This window comes from Denitratimonas organivorans (genome assembly GCF_037478135.1).
Lineage (GTDB): Bacteria > Pseudomonadota > Gammaproteobacteria > Xanthomonadales > Xanthomonadaceae > Denitratimonas.
The window spans coordinates 181,485-196,025 of record NZ_JBBHDV010000005.1; the positions used below are offsets into that span (position 1 = coordinate 181,485).

Genomic DNA, 14,541 nt, shown 5'->3' on the forward strand with positions numbered 1-14,541 from the left:
CAAAGTCCAGCTTGAAGGGCGCCCGGAAAACAGACCGCCTTGTTCGGCTTCCGGGCACCCTTTAACCATAGTTTAACCGATCCAGATGACGGATTTGCTACTCATCCGACATATGCCTGCCGCGCGGTATCCGACGGGTTCAGCCCACAGCCGGGAACCGGGCGGGTCGGATCAATGCCCCAGATACGTGCCCACGCCGTCTAGGAACATCTGCACCGATAGCGCCACCAGCAGCATCCCCATCAAGCGCTCCACCGCGGTCAGCACCTGGCTGCCCAGCACCTTGTAGAGGAAGGTGGCGGAAAACAGGATCGCGGCGGTCGCGGCCCAGGCGATGAACAGCGCCAACGACCAGTCGCCCAGGCGGTTGGGCTCACTGCTGGCCATCAGGATCACCGCCGCCATGCCGGACGGCCCAGCGATCAGCGGAATCGCCATCGGCACGATGAACGGTTCACCTTCGGGCAGATGGCCGACCAGCCCGTCGCGGCTGGGAAAGATCATCCGGATGCCGATCAGGAACAGCACGATGCCGCCAGCGATCGATACCGATTCCTCGCGCAGGTGCATCGCGCCGAGGATCGACTTGCCGGCGAACAGGAACAGGAACAGCACCGCCAGCGCGATCAGCAGTTCGCGCGCAAGCACATAGCGCTGGCGCTTGGGCGGCAAGCCTCGCAACAGCGAAAGGAATACCGGCACATTGCCAAGCGGATCCAGGATCAGGAACAGCAGGATCGCGGCGGAAATCGTGGTCATGGATGATACCGGCCCGCACGCGGCGGGCATGTTCGGGTGGCAGGCACCCTGAGAGGGGAAGACTTCCGCTGCTGCGGCACAGGCGCCGGAGCGGAAGGGCACATCATCGAAGAAGACCGGCCATTGTGACCGGAAGATGTCAAAGCACCGGCCAGGGTTGGCTGGCATCCGGCCGTGCACTGCCTCCGCTCAGATGCGATGGCTGCGCAGGCCGGAAACAAGCGCAGACCAGCGGTCATGACCGCTGGTCTGCCGAACATCAGGCTGCGGGCCGGCTTCGACCCGCAGCAGATACGAACGGAATCAGCGCAGGCGGCTGGCGACGAATTCCCAGTTCACCAGATTCCAGAAATGCTCCAGGTACTTCGGGCGCGCGTTGCGGTAGTCGATGTAATAGGCGTGTTCCCACACATCGCAAGTCAGCAGCGGGGTGTCCTCGCCGGTGATCGGGGTGCCGGCGTTGGAAGTGCTGACCAGGCCGAGCGAGCCGTCCGGACGCTGCACCAGCCAGCCCCAGCCGGAACCGAAGGTGCCGATCGACAGCTTGGTGAACTCTTCCTTGAAGGTATCGAACGAACCAAAGGCCTTGTCGATGGCCTCGGCCAGCTTGCCGCTGGGCGCGCCGCCGCCGTTGGGCGCCAGGCACAGCCAGTAGAAATTGTGGTTCCACACCTGCGCGGCGTTGTTGAACATGCCGCCTTGCGCCTTGCGCACGATGGTTTCGAGCGGAGCGTCTTCCAGCTCGGTGCCCTTGATCTGATTGTTCAGGTTGGTGACGTAGGTCTGGTGGTGCTTGCCGTAGTGGTAGTCGATGGTCTCGGCGGAAATATGCGGTTCCAGCGCATCACGGGAATACGGCAGCGGGGGAAGTTCAATCGCCATGGGGGCTCTCCTTCGTCAGGTTGGCAAAAAAGCGCACAGTGCGCTCGGCGGTACCGGTACAATTCTACCCGACGCCCGCCGGATCAGGCAGGCGACGCACGCCATTCTCCGGGAGCAAGTACAACATGGGCATGACGGACCGCATCCGGGCCGAACTCGAGTCGCACCCGGTGGTGCTGTTCATGAAGGGCACGCCGCAGCACCCGATGTGCGGTTTTTCCGACCGTGCCGCGCAGGCGCTAGAGGCCTGCGGGTTGCCCTATCACACGATCAATGTGCTGGCCGATCCGGAAATCCGCGCCTACCTGCCACGCTACAGCAACTGGCCGACCTTCCCGCAGTTGTTCCTTGCCGGCGAGCTGATTGGCGGCTGCGACATCGTGGTCGAACTGCACCAGCAGGGCGAACTGCAGGGCATGGTCGCCGACGCACTGAAGGCGGCGTGATGTTGAACACCTCCGAACTGGTTCCCGCCGCCGATACGCTGGCCGGGCGCGTGGTGCTGGTCACCGGCGCCAACGGCGGCCTGGGCGAAGCCGTGGTCCGCGCCTGCGCCGGTGCCGGTGCACAGGTCGTTCTGATCGGCCGGCGCCTGCCGAAACTGACCCGCCTCTACGATTCACTGGTGACTGGCGGCGCGCCGACGCCGGCGCTGTATCCGATGGATCTGGCCGGCGCCACGCCGGACGATCATCAGGACATGGCGCAGGCACTGGAGCGCGAATTCGGACGCCTGGACGGCATCATGCATGGCGCTGCCGAGTTGAAGGGCCTGGTGTCGCTGGAAAACCTGCCGCTGGAAGACTGGTTCACCGGCCTGCATGTGAACCTGACCGCCCCCTTCCTGCTGACCCGCGCCTGCCTGCCGCTGCTGCGCAAAAGTCCGGATGCGCGCGTGCTGTTCCCGCTGGATGACGACGACTACGGCCGGCGCGCGTTCTGGGGCAGCTACGGCATTGCCAAACAGGCGCAACGCAGCCTGATCGCGACATTGCGCGATGAACTGGCCAACTCCACGGTGCGGGTGCACGGGGTGCAGCCCGGGCCGATGCGTACCGCGCTGCGCGCACGCGCCTGGTTCGGCGAGGATGCGTCCGCCATTCCACCGCCGCAGGCCTACGCTCCGGCGATCGCCTGCCTGCTCGGCGCGGCCGGCTCCGGCATCGATCAGGACATCGTGCAGTTGCGCGCCAACAGCACGCCCAGCGGTCCTCGTGCGCTCGGCCTGGCGACCTTTTCCATCTGATTCCATCCGAAGATCACCGGGCTGCGCCCTGTCGCGCACTTGCCCGCCGCCGCAACGGGTAGAATCAGCGGTCTTTGTCCCTGTCGCTGAAGCCATGCGCCGCCTGCCACTCAATGCCCTGCTGCTCGGTCTTTCGCTCGCCCTGCCGGCGACCGGAGCCGCCCAGTCCATCGATCCCCGCAACTTCGACACGTCCACTGCGGCCTGCACCGATTTCTACCAGCACGCCAATGGCGGCTGGCTGGGTGCCAATCCGATCCCGGCCGGCTTCGCCAGCTGGGGCACGTTCGAGGAAGTCGCACTGCTCGGCCTGCAGCAACAGCGCAGCCTGGTGGAAGCAGCCGCCAACAGCGACGACCACGTCACCCGCCTGCTCGGCGACCTGTACGCCAGCGGCATGGACGAGGCCGCCATCGAAACCGCCGCCGCCGCACCGCTGCGGCCGCTGCTGGAACGCATCGGTAAGATCACCCGCCAGCGCGATGTCGCGCCGGCACTGGCCGATCTGCATACGCGCGGCATTCCGGTGTTGTTCGACTTCGGCGCCAGCGATGACCTGAAAAACCCGGCACGCCGCATCGCCTATGCCAACCAGGGCGGCCTGGGCCTGTCCGACCGCGACTATTACCTGCGCGAAGACGCCGATACCCGCCTGCTGCTGACCGCCTACCAGGGTTATGTCGAGCGTCTGCTGACCCTGACCGGCAGCTCGGCTTCGACCGCTGCGGCCGAAGCCGAGGCCGTGGTCGCGATCGAAAAGAAGCTGGCGCTGGCATCACTGTCGCTGTTACAGCTGCGCGATCCGAACAATTCCTACCGCATCCTCGCGGTGCGCGATCTGGAAAAGACCTTCCCCGGCATACAGTGGCGCAAGTTCCTGCGGACCCAGGGCGTGGCCAACAGCGTCACGACGATTTCGCTGGCCCACACCGTGTTCTTCCGCGAAGCCGATGCGCTGGTGCGCACGCTGCCGCCGGAGCAGTGGCGCGCGTATCTGCGCTTCCATGTCGCGCACGCGATGGCGCCGTATCTTTCGAGCGGCTTCGTGCAGGCGCACGATGCGATGTACCTGCGCACCCTGCGCGGCTCGCAGGAGCCGATGCCGCGCTGGCGCCGGGTACTGACCAGCGTGGATACACTGCTTGGCCCGGCCTTGGGGCGGCGCTATCTGCAGGCGCATTTCCCTCCGGCCTCGATGCAGGCGGCCGAAAACCTGGTCGAAACGGTCAAGGCCGCGCTGCGCGCGCAACTGGCCGAAGCGCCGTGGCTGGGCACGCAGGCGCGCATCACCGCGCTGGAGAAGATCGATTCGGTCGACATCAAGCTCGGCGGCCCCGGTCAGGCCCTGCCCTATACCGGCCTGAAGCTGTCCCCGAACAATTACGGCGGCAACGTGCTGGCAATCGTGTCCTGGCTGCACAAGCACCATATGGCCGCGATCGACAAGACCCGTGAAGAATGGCAATGGCCGCAGCCGGCGCATGCGGTCAACGTCTACTACGACCCGGCCCGCAACCAGCTGGTGCTGCCGGCCGGCCTGATGCAGGCGCCGATCTTCGATCCGGATGGCGATGTCGCCGCCAACTACGGCGCGCTGGGCAGCATCGTGGCGCACGAACTGATGCGCGGTTTCGATAGCATCGGCCGCAACTTCGATGCCCAGGGCCGCATCGCGCCGTGGTGGCAGGAGGCCGACATCAATGCCTTCAACGTCCGCTTCGCGCCGCTGGTGGAGCAGTACAACGCCTATCCGGTGCTGGGCCAGGTCAAGGTCAATGGCCAGCTCTCGCTGCCGGAAAACATCGCCGATCTGGCCGGTGTCGAAGTCGCCCGTCTCGCGCTGGATTCGCTCGGCCCGCAACCGGACATCGGCAGCCTCGACGCGGCCAAGCGCTATTACCTTTCCTATGCGCAGCTGTGGCGCCGCAACTACCGCGATGAGGAACTGCAACTGCGCGCCAGCATCGATGTGCACGCCCCGGCCAAATGGCGCGTCAACGGCCCGCTGTCGAATCTGACCGCCTTCGCCGAAGCGTTTGATTGCAAGGTCGGCGCACCTTCGATGATGCGGCCGGAAGACCAGCGCGTGACGGTGTTCTGATCCGCTCCCCCAGGCATCGCGTCGCGGACGGCGGCGTGATGCCTGCGCGGGCATCTCGGCGCGACGGCACGGCTGCAGCATTGCCATCGCGTGCCGACGCGCCCAGCCCGGAAACGCACTGGACCACTGCCGGTGCAAGCCGCGCCACCAATCTGGCGCATGAGCATCGGTTCATGCGCGCGAATTCGCGTGGCACAGTCACCGGCAGGAATGCCACAAACCACGAAAACGGCTGCGGAAACATCCACTTCCGCGCCACCCACCCCACCCCTGCGGCGCTGCGCCGCACCCGGACGAGAAAGACATGCTGACCCTTGAATCCCGCCTCACCCTGCCCGCCTGGATCCACGAGCGCATCGACACCCGCGCCCGTTACGCCGACGACACCAGCAAGGTGCAATTGGCAATCACGCTGGCACAGCACAACATCGAGGACGGCGGTGGCCCGTTCGGTGCCGCCGTGTTCGATTCCGAAGGCCAGCTGCTCGGCGCCGGCGTCAACCGCGTGGTGCCCGAACAGTGTTCGGTCGCGCATGCTGAAATGATGGCCTACCTGACCGCACAGGCCCACACCGGCCGCGCGCGCCTCAACCAGGACCATCCCGGCGTCACCCTGGCCACCTCGGCGCAACCGTGCTGCATGTGCTACGGCGCCACCTTCTGGGCCGGTATCGACACCCTGCTGATCGGCGCCAGCGCCGCCGATGTCATGCAGCTGACCGAATTCGATGAAGGCCCGCTGCCGGCCGACTGGCGCGGTGAACTGGAAAAGCGCGGCATCGCCGTACGCGAAGCCATCGCCCGCGACGACGCCCGTGCCGTGCTCGCCCACTATGCGCAGCGCGGCGGTATTCATTACTGAACCGACCCATGAACCTCCTGCTACTGTGCCGCCCCGGCTTCGAGCCTGAAACCGCCGCTGAAATCGCCGACTGGGCAGCGCGGCGCGAGATCGCCGGCTATCCGCAGGCCGAACGCGGCAGCGGCTGGGTCCGGTTTCACGACCTTGCCGCGCAGCAGGAAAACACCGGAGCGGACCCGGAGGAAGAAGCCGGGCGCAACACGGCCCGCCCTGCGCTGCCGCCGCGCAACCTGATCTTCGCGCGCCAATGCGTGCGGGTGCTGGCCGATCTGCCGCAGCTGGATCCGAGCGACCGCCTGACCCCGATGCTGGCCGCACTGGCCGATACGCCATGGCGCCCGTTCGGCAGCCTGATCGTCGAGCATCCGGATTCGGACGCGGCGCGCCCGCTGGCCGGGTTGGCGCGCAGCTTCGGCAACGCCCTGCGTCCGGCGCTACGCAAGGCCGGTCTGCTTTCAGCCAGTGAAGACCTGCAACAGCCCTGTCTGCATCTGTGCTTTTTTTCCGGCACCCATGCCGTGCTCGGGGTATCGCAGCCACGCGGCGAGCGGATCTGGCCGCAGGGCATCCCGCGTTTGCGTCTGCCAAAGGAGGCGCCGAGCCGTTCGGCGCAGAAGCTGGAAGAAGCCTTCCAGATACTGTTGCGTCCGGACGAACGCGAGCAGTGGTTGAAGCCGGGCATGAGCGCAGTCGATCTGGGCGCCGCGCCGGGTGGCTGGAGCTGGATCCTGACCCGCCACCACATCCACGTGACCGCGATCGACAACGGCCCGCTGGCCGACAGCCTGCTGGCCACCGGCCTGGTGCGTCATCTGCGCGCCGACGGTTTCAGCTGGCAACCGACACAGCCGGTGGACTGGATGGTTTGCGACATGGTGGAACAGCCGCGCCGCGTCGCCGCACGCATGGCCGAATGGTTCGCCCACGGGTGGTGCCGGCGCGCGGTGTTCAACCTCAAGCTGCCGATGAAAAAACGCCACGCCGAAGTGCAGGCCAACCTCGCCGACTTCCACGCACACTGTGCCGAGGCCGGCGTCGCGGTACAAACCCGCGCCCGCCAGCTCTACCACGATCGGGAAGAAATCACGGTGTTGGCCTGGAGCTGATGGCCGGCCTTGTTGCCACGTATCCCACAGCCGGGACGAGCAATGACGCGCAGAGCGCTCCAGCAGTTTGCCCGGCTCCAGTTCCGGGTGCGGCTTCGCCTTAACCAGGCTACACGGCCGAAAACGCTTGCATCTCGTAGCAGACAGGCGGTGCAAACAGAAACGGCGCAGCGGTTGCCCGCCACGCCGTTCCGTCCAGCCTTCGTCTGCGCTGATTACTTGATCAGACGCAGCGCGAATGGATAGCGGTAGTACTGACCCTCGTTGGCCTTGATGCCACCGATGATGGTGAACACCAGCGCTGCGATGCCGACGATCGGCAACAGCAACAGCCCGATCAACACGAAGCTAAGCACGATGCAGATCAGCATCGCGATGGCGACGGTGATCTGGAAGTTCAGCGCTTCCTTGCCCTGGTCATCGACGAACGGCATTTCCGCCTTCTTGACCTGCCAGATGATCAGCGGACCGAGCACGTTGCCGAACGGGATGATCAGGCCAATCAGCGCCGAGAGATGCGCGAACAGCCCCCATTGGCGGGCGTCAGCCGGAACGGCATCGGTTGACGGTGGCTGGGTGTCGAAATCGCTCATGTCCGGTTCTCCTTAAAAGGTGCCCCGGCAGCGCCGGAGCCGAAGAGTGAAAAGTCTAAGTGAAAGACGGCACGTTACACCACGTCGGCACCGATCCGCCATTGCTCATTGCAGAGCCGGCTGGCGGGAGAATCAGGTATGGGCGGGCGCATCACTCTCCGCCCGCCACCATCATTCTTCCGATGAGGATTGAGCCGGTCAGCACATGTGAACGGGTGTCCACATCGGCGCCGACCGCTTCGATGCCCAGCAGCATGTCCTTGAGGTTGCCGGCGATGGTGGCTTCATCCACCGGGAAGGCGATTTCGCCGTTCTCCACCCAGAATCCGGCGGCGCCGCGCGAGTAGTCGCCGGTGATCGTATTGACGCCCTGCCCCATCAGTTCGGTGACCAGCAGGCCGCGTCCCATGCCCCGGATCAATGCAGCCATATCATCGGTGCCGGTGCTGATCTGCAGGTTGTGCACGCCGCCGGCATTGGCGGTGCTTTCCAGCCCGAGCTTGCGCGCCGAATAGCTGCCCAGCACATAGCGCTCCAGCACGCCGTCGCGCACCAGCGCTGATTCGCGCGTGGCCACGCCTTCGGCATCGAACGCGGCCGAGCGGTGGCCGCGCACCAGATGCGGACGCTCGATCAGGTCGATGCCGCGCGGCAACACCGGCTTGCCGAGGTGGTCCAGCAGGAACGATGCGCGCCGATACAGCGCACCGCCCGAGACCGCGCCCAGCAGATGCCCGATCAGCGAACGCGCCACTTCAGCGCTGAACAACACCGGGAAGCTGCCGGTCGGTGCCGGTCGCGGCGACAGTCGCGCCACGGTGCGCTGCGCCGCGCGCCGGCCGATCTCCTCCGGCGACTGCAACAGGCCCTGATGGCAATGCGCGTCGTACCAGTAATCGCGCTGCATCTGCTCGCCTTCGCCGGCGATCAGCGACAGCGAAAGACTGTGGCTGGTGCCGCACTCGGCGCCGATGAAACCGTGGCTGTTGGCATAGACCGAAATGCTGTGACCGTGGGCCGCGTTGGCACCTTCGGAATTGGCAATGCGCCGGTCGGCGTCGCGCCCGGCGGCTTCGCAGGCCAATGCCCGCTGGATCGCCGCATCCGCGTCCATTGGAAGCGGGTGCCACAGATCGAAATCAGGGAATTCACGCGCCATGAGCGCCGCATCGGCGAGCCCGGCACAGGCGTCGTCTTCGGTATGGCGCGCGATCGCGCAGGCCTGATCGATGGTGGCCTGGATCGATGCCGGATCCAGATCCGCAGTGCTGGCGCTGGCCTTGCGCTGGCCGAAATAGACCGTCAGCGAAAGCCCGTGATCACGCGTGTACTCGATCGTTTCGACCTCGCCCAGACGCACACCAACCGACAGCCCGGCGTCCTCGCTCAAGGCCAGCTCGGCCTGCGAGGCGCCAAGGGTGCGGCAGCGGTCCAGCACCTGGCTGGCCAGCTCCGAAAGCCGTGCCTGCGTGCTGGCCGGATCCACCATGCCGCTGCCCGCCTGTGCGGGCCGTTGCGTGACTGAAGTGTTGTTCACTTGAAGTGTCCCTTGAAGGTTGGGATTCGGAATTGGGGATTGGAGATTCGTCAAAAGCCGGCCTTGGCTGCTTGTACGAATCCCCAATCCTCAACTCCCAATCCCGTTGCCTGTACGATTCCCGCTTCCCCATTCCCGATTCCCCAGAAAAATGCGCGGTCGCGACGAAGAAACCGGTGAATTCCTTGGCCCCAGCCGCAGCCAGCAGCGCCGCGAAGCGCTGGAAGTACTGGAACTGGCCGAGCGCCTGCTGGCGCTGGGCGAGCGCGAACTGGCCGCCGTGCCGATGCCCGATGCCCTGCGCGATCTGGTGCAGGACTCGCGCCGCATCACCGCGCAGATCGCACGCAAGCGCCAGTTGCAGTTCCTAGCCAAGAACATGCGGCGCGAAGACGACGACGTCATTGATGCGATCCGTCGCACGCTGCAACGCGACCGCGACGACGCCCGCCGCGAAGCCGCCCGCCTGCACCGGCTCGAAGCCTGGCGCGAGCGGCTTCTGGAAGAAGGCGACGAGGCCTTGGCCGAACTCATCGCCCAACACCCCGATGCCGACCGCCAGAAGCTGCGCCAACTGGTGCGCAATGCCCGGCTGGAACGGGAAAAGCAGCGCCCGCCCCACGCCTTCCGCGAACTGTTCCGCGAACTGAAGACGCTAATGGCCGAAGAAGTGGTCGACGAGGATGAAGCCGGTAACACCGATGCTGCCACTGAAGGCAGTACTGAAAACTTCGACGACGATTTCAACGGCGACGATTTCAACGACGAAAACACAGCGTCATAACGCAGCGCGCGATTTTCTCCTTCTCCCCCACGCGTGTGGGTGAGGGAGAAGCCGACTCCCAACCTCACGCCTGCGTCCCGCCGACCGTCATCTGGTCGATCTTCATCGTCGGCTGGCCCACGCCCACCGGCACGCTCTGGCCTTCCTTGCCGCACACGCCCACGCCCTCGTCCAGCGCCAGATCGTGACCGACCATGCTGACCCGCGTCATCGCTTCCGGGCCGTTGCCGATCAGCGTGGCGCCCTTGACCGGCGCGGTGATCCGGCCGTCTTCGATCAGATAGGCCTCGGTCGCGGAAAAGACGAACTTTCCGGAGGTGATATCGACCTGGCCACCGCCGAAATTCACTGCGTACAGCCCACGCTTGACGCTCTTGATGATGTCGGCCGGATCATCCTTGCCGGCCAGCATGTAGGTGTTGGTCATGCGCGGCATCGGCAGATGCGCGAAGGATTCGCGCCGGCCATTGCCGGTGGACGTGGCACCCATCAGGCGCGCGTTCATCGTGTCCTGCATGTAGCCGACCAAGCGGCCGTTTTCGATCAGCGTGGTGCACTGCGTCGGCGTGCCTTCGTCATCGATGCTGAGCGAACCGCGCCGCCCCGGCAGGCTGCCGTCGTCCACGATGGTGCACAGCTCCGATGCCACCTTCTGCCCGATGCGCCCGGCATACGTGGACGTGCCCTTGCGATTGAAATCGCCTTCCAGCCCGTGCCCGACGGCTTCGTGCAGCATCACGCCGGGCCAGCCCGGGCCCAGCACCACCGGCATTGAACCGGCCGGCGCGGCAATCGCTTCCAGCGCCACCAATGCCTGCCGCAACGCCTCATCAGCCATCGCGAACGCGCGGCCATCACGCAGCAACCCGTCATAGCCGTAGCGCCCACCACCGCCGGCATAGCCCTGCTCACGACGCCCGTTGCGTTCCACGATCACGCTGATATTGAGCCGCACCAGCGGCCGCACATCGCCGGCCATCACGCCATCCGAACGCGCCACCAGCACCGTGTCCAGCGTCGCCGCCAGGCTCACCATCACCTGCGTCACGCAGGGATCCTTGGCGCGCAGATAGGCGTCGATCTCACGCAGCACCCGCACCTTGGCCTCGCTGTCCAGGCTTTCGACCGGATCGATCGCCGGATACAGCGCCGGCGCCTGCCGCAGCGCCAGTCCGGCACCGGGCAAGGTCCGACCACTGCGCGCAATCGCCCGCGCCGCACCGACGGCTTCCAGCAACGCCGGCAGCCGCAGTTCGTCCGAATAGGCGAAACCGGTCTTCTCACCCGCCATTGCCCGCACGCCCACGCCTTGTTCAATCGAGTGCGAACCGCTCTTGACGATGCCATCCTCCATCGCCCAGCTCTCTTGGCGCGAATGCTGGAAATACAGATCAGCGGTATCCACGCCCGGCCCCATCAGACGCCCGAAAGCGTGTTCAAGATCGGACGCGGCAAGCCCGGCGGGCGCCAGCAGGCGCGACTGCGCCAAGGCCAGGGAAGAAGTCATCAGGGGGAAACCTCGCAGAAAGTCGGGTGCCGGATGATCCGGAATCGGTCGGCATGATGCCGGACATGGGCGCTGAACGGGCCGGTCTCAAGGCATGCAAGGCCGGTTCGGTGACCATTTCCGGCTCCATGCCCGCAGCTTTGGCTAATTCCATCACTGTTTTCCGATTGAGCAGGAAACCGCCCTACTCCGGAGAACCGCCATGCCCCTGCGAACCCTGCTGCCGTCGATCTGCCTGCCAATCCTCGCCCTGCTGCTGGCCGGATCCGCCCTCGCGGCCACCCATACCTGGCCCGGCACACCTCCCTGTGCCGGCGTGCTGCAAGCCTGCATCAATGCCGCCGCCGACAACGACCGCATCGAGATCGCCACCGACACGCCCATCACCGTCTCCGTGGGCGTGCAGAACAAACACCTCACCCTGACCGCCGCCGATGGCTATAGCCCGGTCTTCCAGAACGCCTACGTGACCGTCTACAACAGCGACTACGACGGTGACATCGGCCTGAACCTGAGCAGGATCCGCTTCGAGGGCGGGCATGTGTCGGCGAGCTATACGGGCACTGGAAACGCGAGCTTCGACTTCCGCGAATTAAGCATTTCCCAGCCATCAGGAAAACCCGGCATTCAGGTAGATGCCAACAGTGGCACGGTCGATGCCATGCTGTACGACAACCGGATCGACGGCAGCCCACCTTTTTACTGGGGCGGCCTGATCGACCTGCGATCCAGAAATGGAGGCACGCTGCACGCCAGGGCGTACTACAACCACGTCATGCGCACCACGGCGGGCGACGGCGGCGGTGCCGGCATCTATGCCCAGTATTACGGAAGCGGCAGCGATGGCAGCGTCAAGCTGCACGGCAACACGGTGCGAGGGTCTTTCCGTACCGGCAGCATCACGCTCGCGGAAGGCAGCCCGGACTTCCCGAGCCCTGTCAGCTTCGATGCGCGTGTCTACAACAACGTGGTCATCGGCGGCGGCAAGACGCTGGATCTTGGCATCCGGCTGGGGCTCTCCCATGGACAGATCGACGCACAACTGATCAACAACACCGTCACTCGGGTCCAGACCGCCATCGACGCCGGACACTGGACCGTCGATGGCACCGATGGCCAGCTCAGCGGCATGCTCTACAACAACCTCCTCGTCGCCGCACAGGCCATCCACATCGCACCCGTCGTTGTCGCGGGCATCACCAACTCCAACAACCTCGTCAACGGCAACGTTTTCGGAATAACAATGGACGCCAGCACCCTCACCGCGCCGGCCAGGCTGAACGGCCAGAACGACGCCCGCCTGGCTCCGGACTCGCCGGCCATCGATGCCGGCGACAACGCCGCGCTGGGGCTCGGATTGATTTTCAACGGTCTGCCCAGCACCGATGCCGACGGTCTGCGGCGCTTCAAGAAAAAGACGCCGGCCACCATCGGTGACGGCCGCGTGGACATCGGCGCCTACGAATACGGCGACTTTAGCTTCTCGCACGCCGTCACCGCAGACAACAGATCCGGCCACATCACCTCGCTCACACACCCGGCGATCAACGACCAGTCTGGTGCCAACCTGTTCGCCACCTCGCATTACATCTCCGGTGTCACCCTGGAAAGCGGCCAGCCGATAGGCAGCTGGGAGTTCAGCGGCGTATGGAGCCTCTACAACAAGAACAGCACGATCGACATGCCACTGAGTGCGCGTTACAACGTCTTTGCGGCCGGGGCTGGCAGCGGCGTATCACGTCATACGACCACCGCCGACAACACTACCAATGCCAGCAGCGCTCTGGATCTGACCGACAACCCGGACCTGATCGTGTTCGCGATGCAGAACTACAACACCGGCGCAGCCGCCAATCCACGGCATACCGGCGTGCTCTATTTCGCGCTGCTCGGCAGTGGAGCCTGGTACGTGACCAATCTGGATACCACCCAGGCCATGCCGCTCAACGTGGGTTTCAGCATCTACGCCCAGTTGCCCAGCCCCAACGTGTTTCGTGCCACCGCAACCGCCGGCAACATGATCGGCAGCGATGCGATGCGGCTGGATCACCCGCTGCTCAATGGCAATCCTTGTGCGCAACCGGTGATCACACGCATGCTCACCCATGTCGATGACAGCGACTTCGACATGGAATACTCCACCTCGGAAAGCCGCTGGCAGATCTACGACTACAACGGTATGCCCGTCGGCAGCCGCTTCCACGTGCTGGTCAACCCGGCCCAGGCGGAAACCTGTGGTGGTCCGCTCTTCTATGATGGTTTCGAGTAGGTGGTCGCATATCACCAGCACTGTCCACATGGATCGCATCCCGTTCCAGCAACGATCCATGTGGACAAGGTGGATAGCCGACCGGTGCCCAATACAGGAAAGCGGGCTGCGGAATAGCAGCAATCAAAATCGCATGGGGCGACCTGTCCAGGCCATCACACCACCGGATACAACACCTCGCCAAAATCTGCATCCGGGTGTTCCAGCATCACCGCAATCACCACGGGCACCAGTGCGCCGAGGATGGCGACGGCATCCTTGAGCTGGTTCCGGTTGACGCGGCTGCTCCACGTCGCGCCGCCATGCACAAGCTGGTTGCGCAGCACATAGAGCCGGTCGAACACGACCGACAGCACGGTGGCGGTGTCGCCATTCATCACGGCGGTCAGGGCAACCTTGCGGCTGGCCCTGAAACTGCGCTCCCACCCGTCACTGGAATCATGATCGCGCAGAGCAATCCAGAACGGTTCGAACACGAAATGGTTGTCCAGCAGAGTCCGGATCGGGCCGCTGAACTGGCTGAACAGCACATCATGCAGCCGACCCTGCACATCCAGCGCCACCAGGGTGTCGATGAAGCGGCGCGCGCGCTCGCGTTCGGTGGTATCGGTGAAAGCCTGCGCGTAGACGGCATTGAGCGCGATCCACTGGAAGATAAAGCGCGCGTCGGTATCCTCGTGTTCCTGCTCCGAGCGGGCCAGCCAGCTGATCGCGCGATGGATGCGCACCCGCCATTGTTCGGGGGTTTCCGCATCCAGTTGCGGCCGGAATTTTTCCTTCAGCTCGCCGGACGGGAACATGTTGCCTGCCGTAATGGGACTGGAGTCAGCATGCAGCCCTGCCTGGCAACTGGCAAGGCGCCCATGCCGGAAACGTCCGCCATCCATCCCGCCGC

The 14,541-nt window shown here is 65.0% G+C and carries 13 protein-coding genes; 7 read left to right on the top strand and 6 right to left on the bottom strand.

Annotated features, from left to right (window positions below; translation table 11 throughout):
* Positions 1 to 171: 171 nt before the first annotated feature.
* Both WDB66_RS07460 and WDB66_RS07465 read right to left on the bottom strand, forming a co-directional pair.
* Positions 172 to 759 carry a YhgN family NAAT transporter gene (locus WDB66_RS07460; protein WP_339397910.1) on the bottom strand — a complete coding sequence of 196 codons (588 nt, stop codon included), beginning with the start codon at positions 757 to 759 and terminating at the stop codon, positions 172 to 174.
* Positions 760 to 1,062: 303 nt separating this feature from the next.
* On the bottom strand, positions 1,063 to 1,641 hold the full coding sequence (locus WDB66_RS07465) for a superoxide dismutase (protein ID WP_339397911.1): 579 nt from the start codon (positions 1,639 to 1,641) through the stop codon (positions 1,063 to 1,065).
* A gap of 125 nt (positions 1,642 to 1,766) precedes the next feature.
* Here WDB66_RS07465 and grxD point away from each other — a divergent pair, with 125 nt between their 5' ends.
* The 5 genes from grxD (at position 1,767) to rlmM (ending at position 6,956) form a co-directional block, all read left to right on the top strand.
* Positions 1,767 to 2,087: a Grx4 family monothiol glutaredoxin gene (gene grxD, locus WDB66_RS07470; RefSeq protein WP_339397912.1), complete on the top strand. Its 321-nt coding sequence runs from the start codon at positions 1,767 to 1,769 to the stop codon at positions 2,085 to 2,087.
* The gene (locus WDB66_RS07475; protein ID WP_339397913.1) at positions 2,087 to 2,887 is read left to right on the top strand and encodes an SDR family NAD(P)-dependent oxidoreductase; all 801 of its coding nucleotides are present in this window, start codon (positions 2,087 to 2,089) and stop codon (positions 2,885 to 2,887) included. The genes grxD and WDB66_RS07475 overlap by 1 nt, the downstream gene beginning before the upstream one ends.
* 94 nt (positions 2,888 to 2,981) lie before the next feature.
* Positions 2,982 to 4,988, top strand: coding sequence for a M13 family metallopeptidase (locus WDB66_RS07480; protein ID WP_339397914.1), 2,007 nt, complete (start codon positions 2,982 to 2,984; stop codon positions 4,986 to 4,988).
* A 304-nt stretch (positions 4,989 to 5,292) separates the two neighbouring features.
* Positions 5,293 to 5,850, top strand: a complete 558-nt coding sequence (locus WDB66_RS07485; RefSeq protein WP_339397915.1) for a nucleoside deaminase — start codon at positions 5,293 to 5,295, stop codon at positions 5,848 to 5,850.
* An 8-nt stretch (positions 5,851 to 5,858) separates the two neighbouring features.
* Entirely contained in the window at positions 5,859 to 6,956 is a 1,098-nt protein-coding gene (rlmM, locus tag WDB66_RS07490; protein WP_339397916.1) for a 23S rRNA (cytidine(2498)-2'-O)-methyltransferase RlmM, read from the top strand.
* Between the two features lie 215 nt (positions 6,957 to 7,171).
* Here the strand turns inward: rlmM and WDB66_RS07495 are convergent, their stop codons facing one another.
* Entirely contained in the window at positions 7,172 to 7,549 is a 378-nt protein-coding gene (locus WDB66_RS07495; protein WP_339397917.1) for a DUF4870 domain-containing protein, read from the bottom strand.
* Between the two features lie 151 nt (positions 7,550 to 7,700).
* On the bottom strand, positions 7,701 to 9,038 hold the full coding sequence (pmbA, locus tag WDB66_RS07500) for a metalloprotease PmbA (RefSeq protein WP_339397981.1): 1,338 nt from the start codon (positions 9,036 to 9,038) through the stop codon (positions 7,701 to 7,703).
* Positions 9,039 to 9,237: 199 nt separating this feature from the next.
* On the opposite strand from pmbA, the gene yjgA reads away from it, so the two are divergent.
* Positions 9,238 to 9,870 carry a ribosome biogenesis factor YjgA gene (gene yjgA, locus WDB66_RS07505; protein WP_339397918.1) on the top strand — a complete coding sequence of 211 codons (633 nt, stop codon included), beginning with the start codon at positions 9,238 to 9,240 and terminating at the stop codon, positions 9,868 to 9,870.
* A gap of 64 nt (positions 9,871 to 9,934) precedes the next feature.
* Here yjgA and tldD read toward each other — a convergent pair whose 3' ends face one another.
* Positions 9,935 to 11,377 (bottom strand): metalloprotease TldD, encoded by a 1,443-nt coding sequence (gene tldD, locus WDB66_RS07510; protein ID WP_489670836.1) that lies wholly within the window; start codon positions 11,375 to 11,377, stop codon positions 9,935 to 9,937.
* Between the two features lie 202 nt (positions 11,378 to 11,579).
* On the opposite strand from tldD, the gene WDB66_RS07515 reads away from it, so the two are divergent.
* Positions 11,580 to 13,646, top strand: a complete 2,067-nt coding sequence (locus WDB66_RS07515; protein WP_339397919.1) for a DUF7452 domain-containing protein — start codon at positions 11,580 to 11,582, stop codon at positions 13,644 to 13,646.
* Positions 13,647 to 13,801: 155 nt separating this feature from the next.
* Here the strand turns inward: WDB66_RS07515 and WDB66_RS07520 are convergent, their stop codons facing one another.
* On the bottom strand, positions 13,802 to 14,446 hold the full coding sequence (locus WDB66_RS07520; protein WP_339397920.1) for a hypothetical protein: 645 nt from the start codon (positions 14,444 to 14,446) through the stop codon (positions 13,802 to 13,804).
* Positions 14,447 to 14,541 lie beyond the last annotated feature (95 nt).

Excerpts from the sequence above, each read along its gene's own strand:
- WDB66_RS07460 (WP_339397910.1), bottom strand. The coding sequence starts at position 759 with ATGACCACGATTTCCGCCGCGATCCTGCTGTTCCTGATCCTGGATCCG.
- rlmM (WP_339397916.1), top strand. The coding sequence starts at position 5,859 with ATGAACCTCCTGCTACTGTGCCGCCCCGGCTTCGAGCCTGAAACCGCC.
- grxD (WP_339397912.1), top strand. The coding sequence starts at position 1,767 with ATGGGCATGACGGACCGCATCCGGGCCGAACTCGAGTCGCACCCGGTG.
- WDB66_RS07515 (WP_339397919.1), top strand. The coding sequence starts at position 11,580 with ATGCCCCTGCGAACCCTGCTGCCGTCGATCTGCCTGCCAATCCTCGCC.
- WDB66_RS07475 (WP_339397913.1), top strand. The coding sequence starts at position 2,087 with ATGTTGAACACCTCCGAACTGGTTCCCGCCGCCGATACGCTGGCCGGG.
- WDB66_RS07495 (WP_339397917.1), bottom strand. The coding sequence starts at position 7,549 with ATGAGCGATTTCGACACCCAGCCACCGTCAACCGATGCCGTTCCGGCT.
- WDB66_RS07485 (WP_339397915.1), top strand. The coding sequence starts at position 5,293 with ATGCTGACCCTTGAATCCCGCCTCACCCTGCCCGCCTGGATCCACGAG.
- tldD (WP_489670836.1), bottom strand. The coding sequence starts at position 11,377 with ATGACTTCTTCCCTGGCCTTGGCGCAGTCGCGCCTGCTGGCGCCCGCC.
- WDB66_RS07465 (WP_339397911.1), bottom strand. The coding sequence starts at position 1,641 with ATGGCGATTGAACTTCCCCCGCTGCCGTATTCCCGTGATGCGCTGGAA.
- WDB66_RS07480 (WP_339397914.1), top strand. The coding sequence starts at position 2,982 with ATGCGCCGCCTGCCACTCAATGCCCTGCTGCTCGGTCTTTCGCTCGCC.
- pmbA (WP_339397981.1), bottom strand. The coding sequence starts at position 9,038 with ATGGTGGATCCGGCCAGCACGCAGGCACGGCTTTCGGAGCTGGCCAGC.
- yjgA (WP_339397918.1), top strand. The coding sequence starts at position 9,238 with ATGCGCGGTCGCGACGAAGAAACCGGTGAATTCCTTGGCCCCAGCCGC.
- WDB66_RS07520 (WP_339397920.1), bottom strand. The coding sequence starts at position 14,446 with ATGTTCCCGTCCGGCGAGCTGAAGGAAAAATTCCGGCCGCAACTGGAT.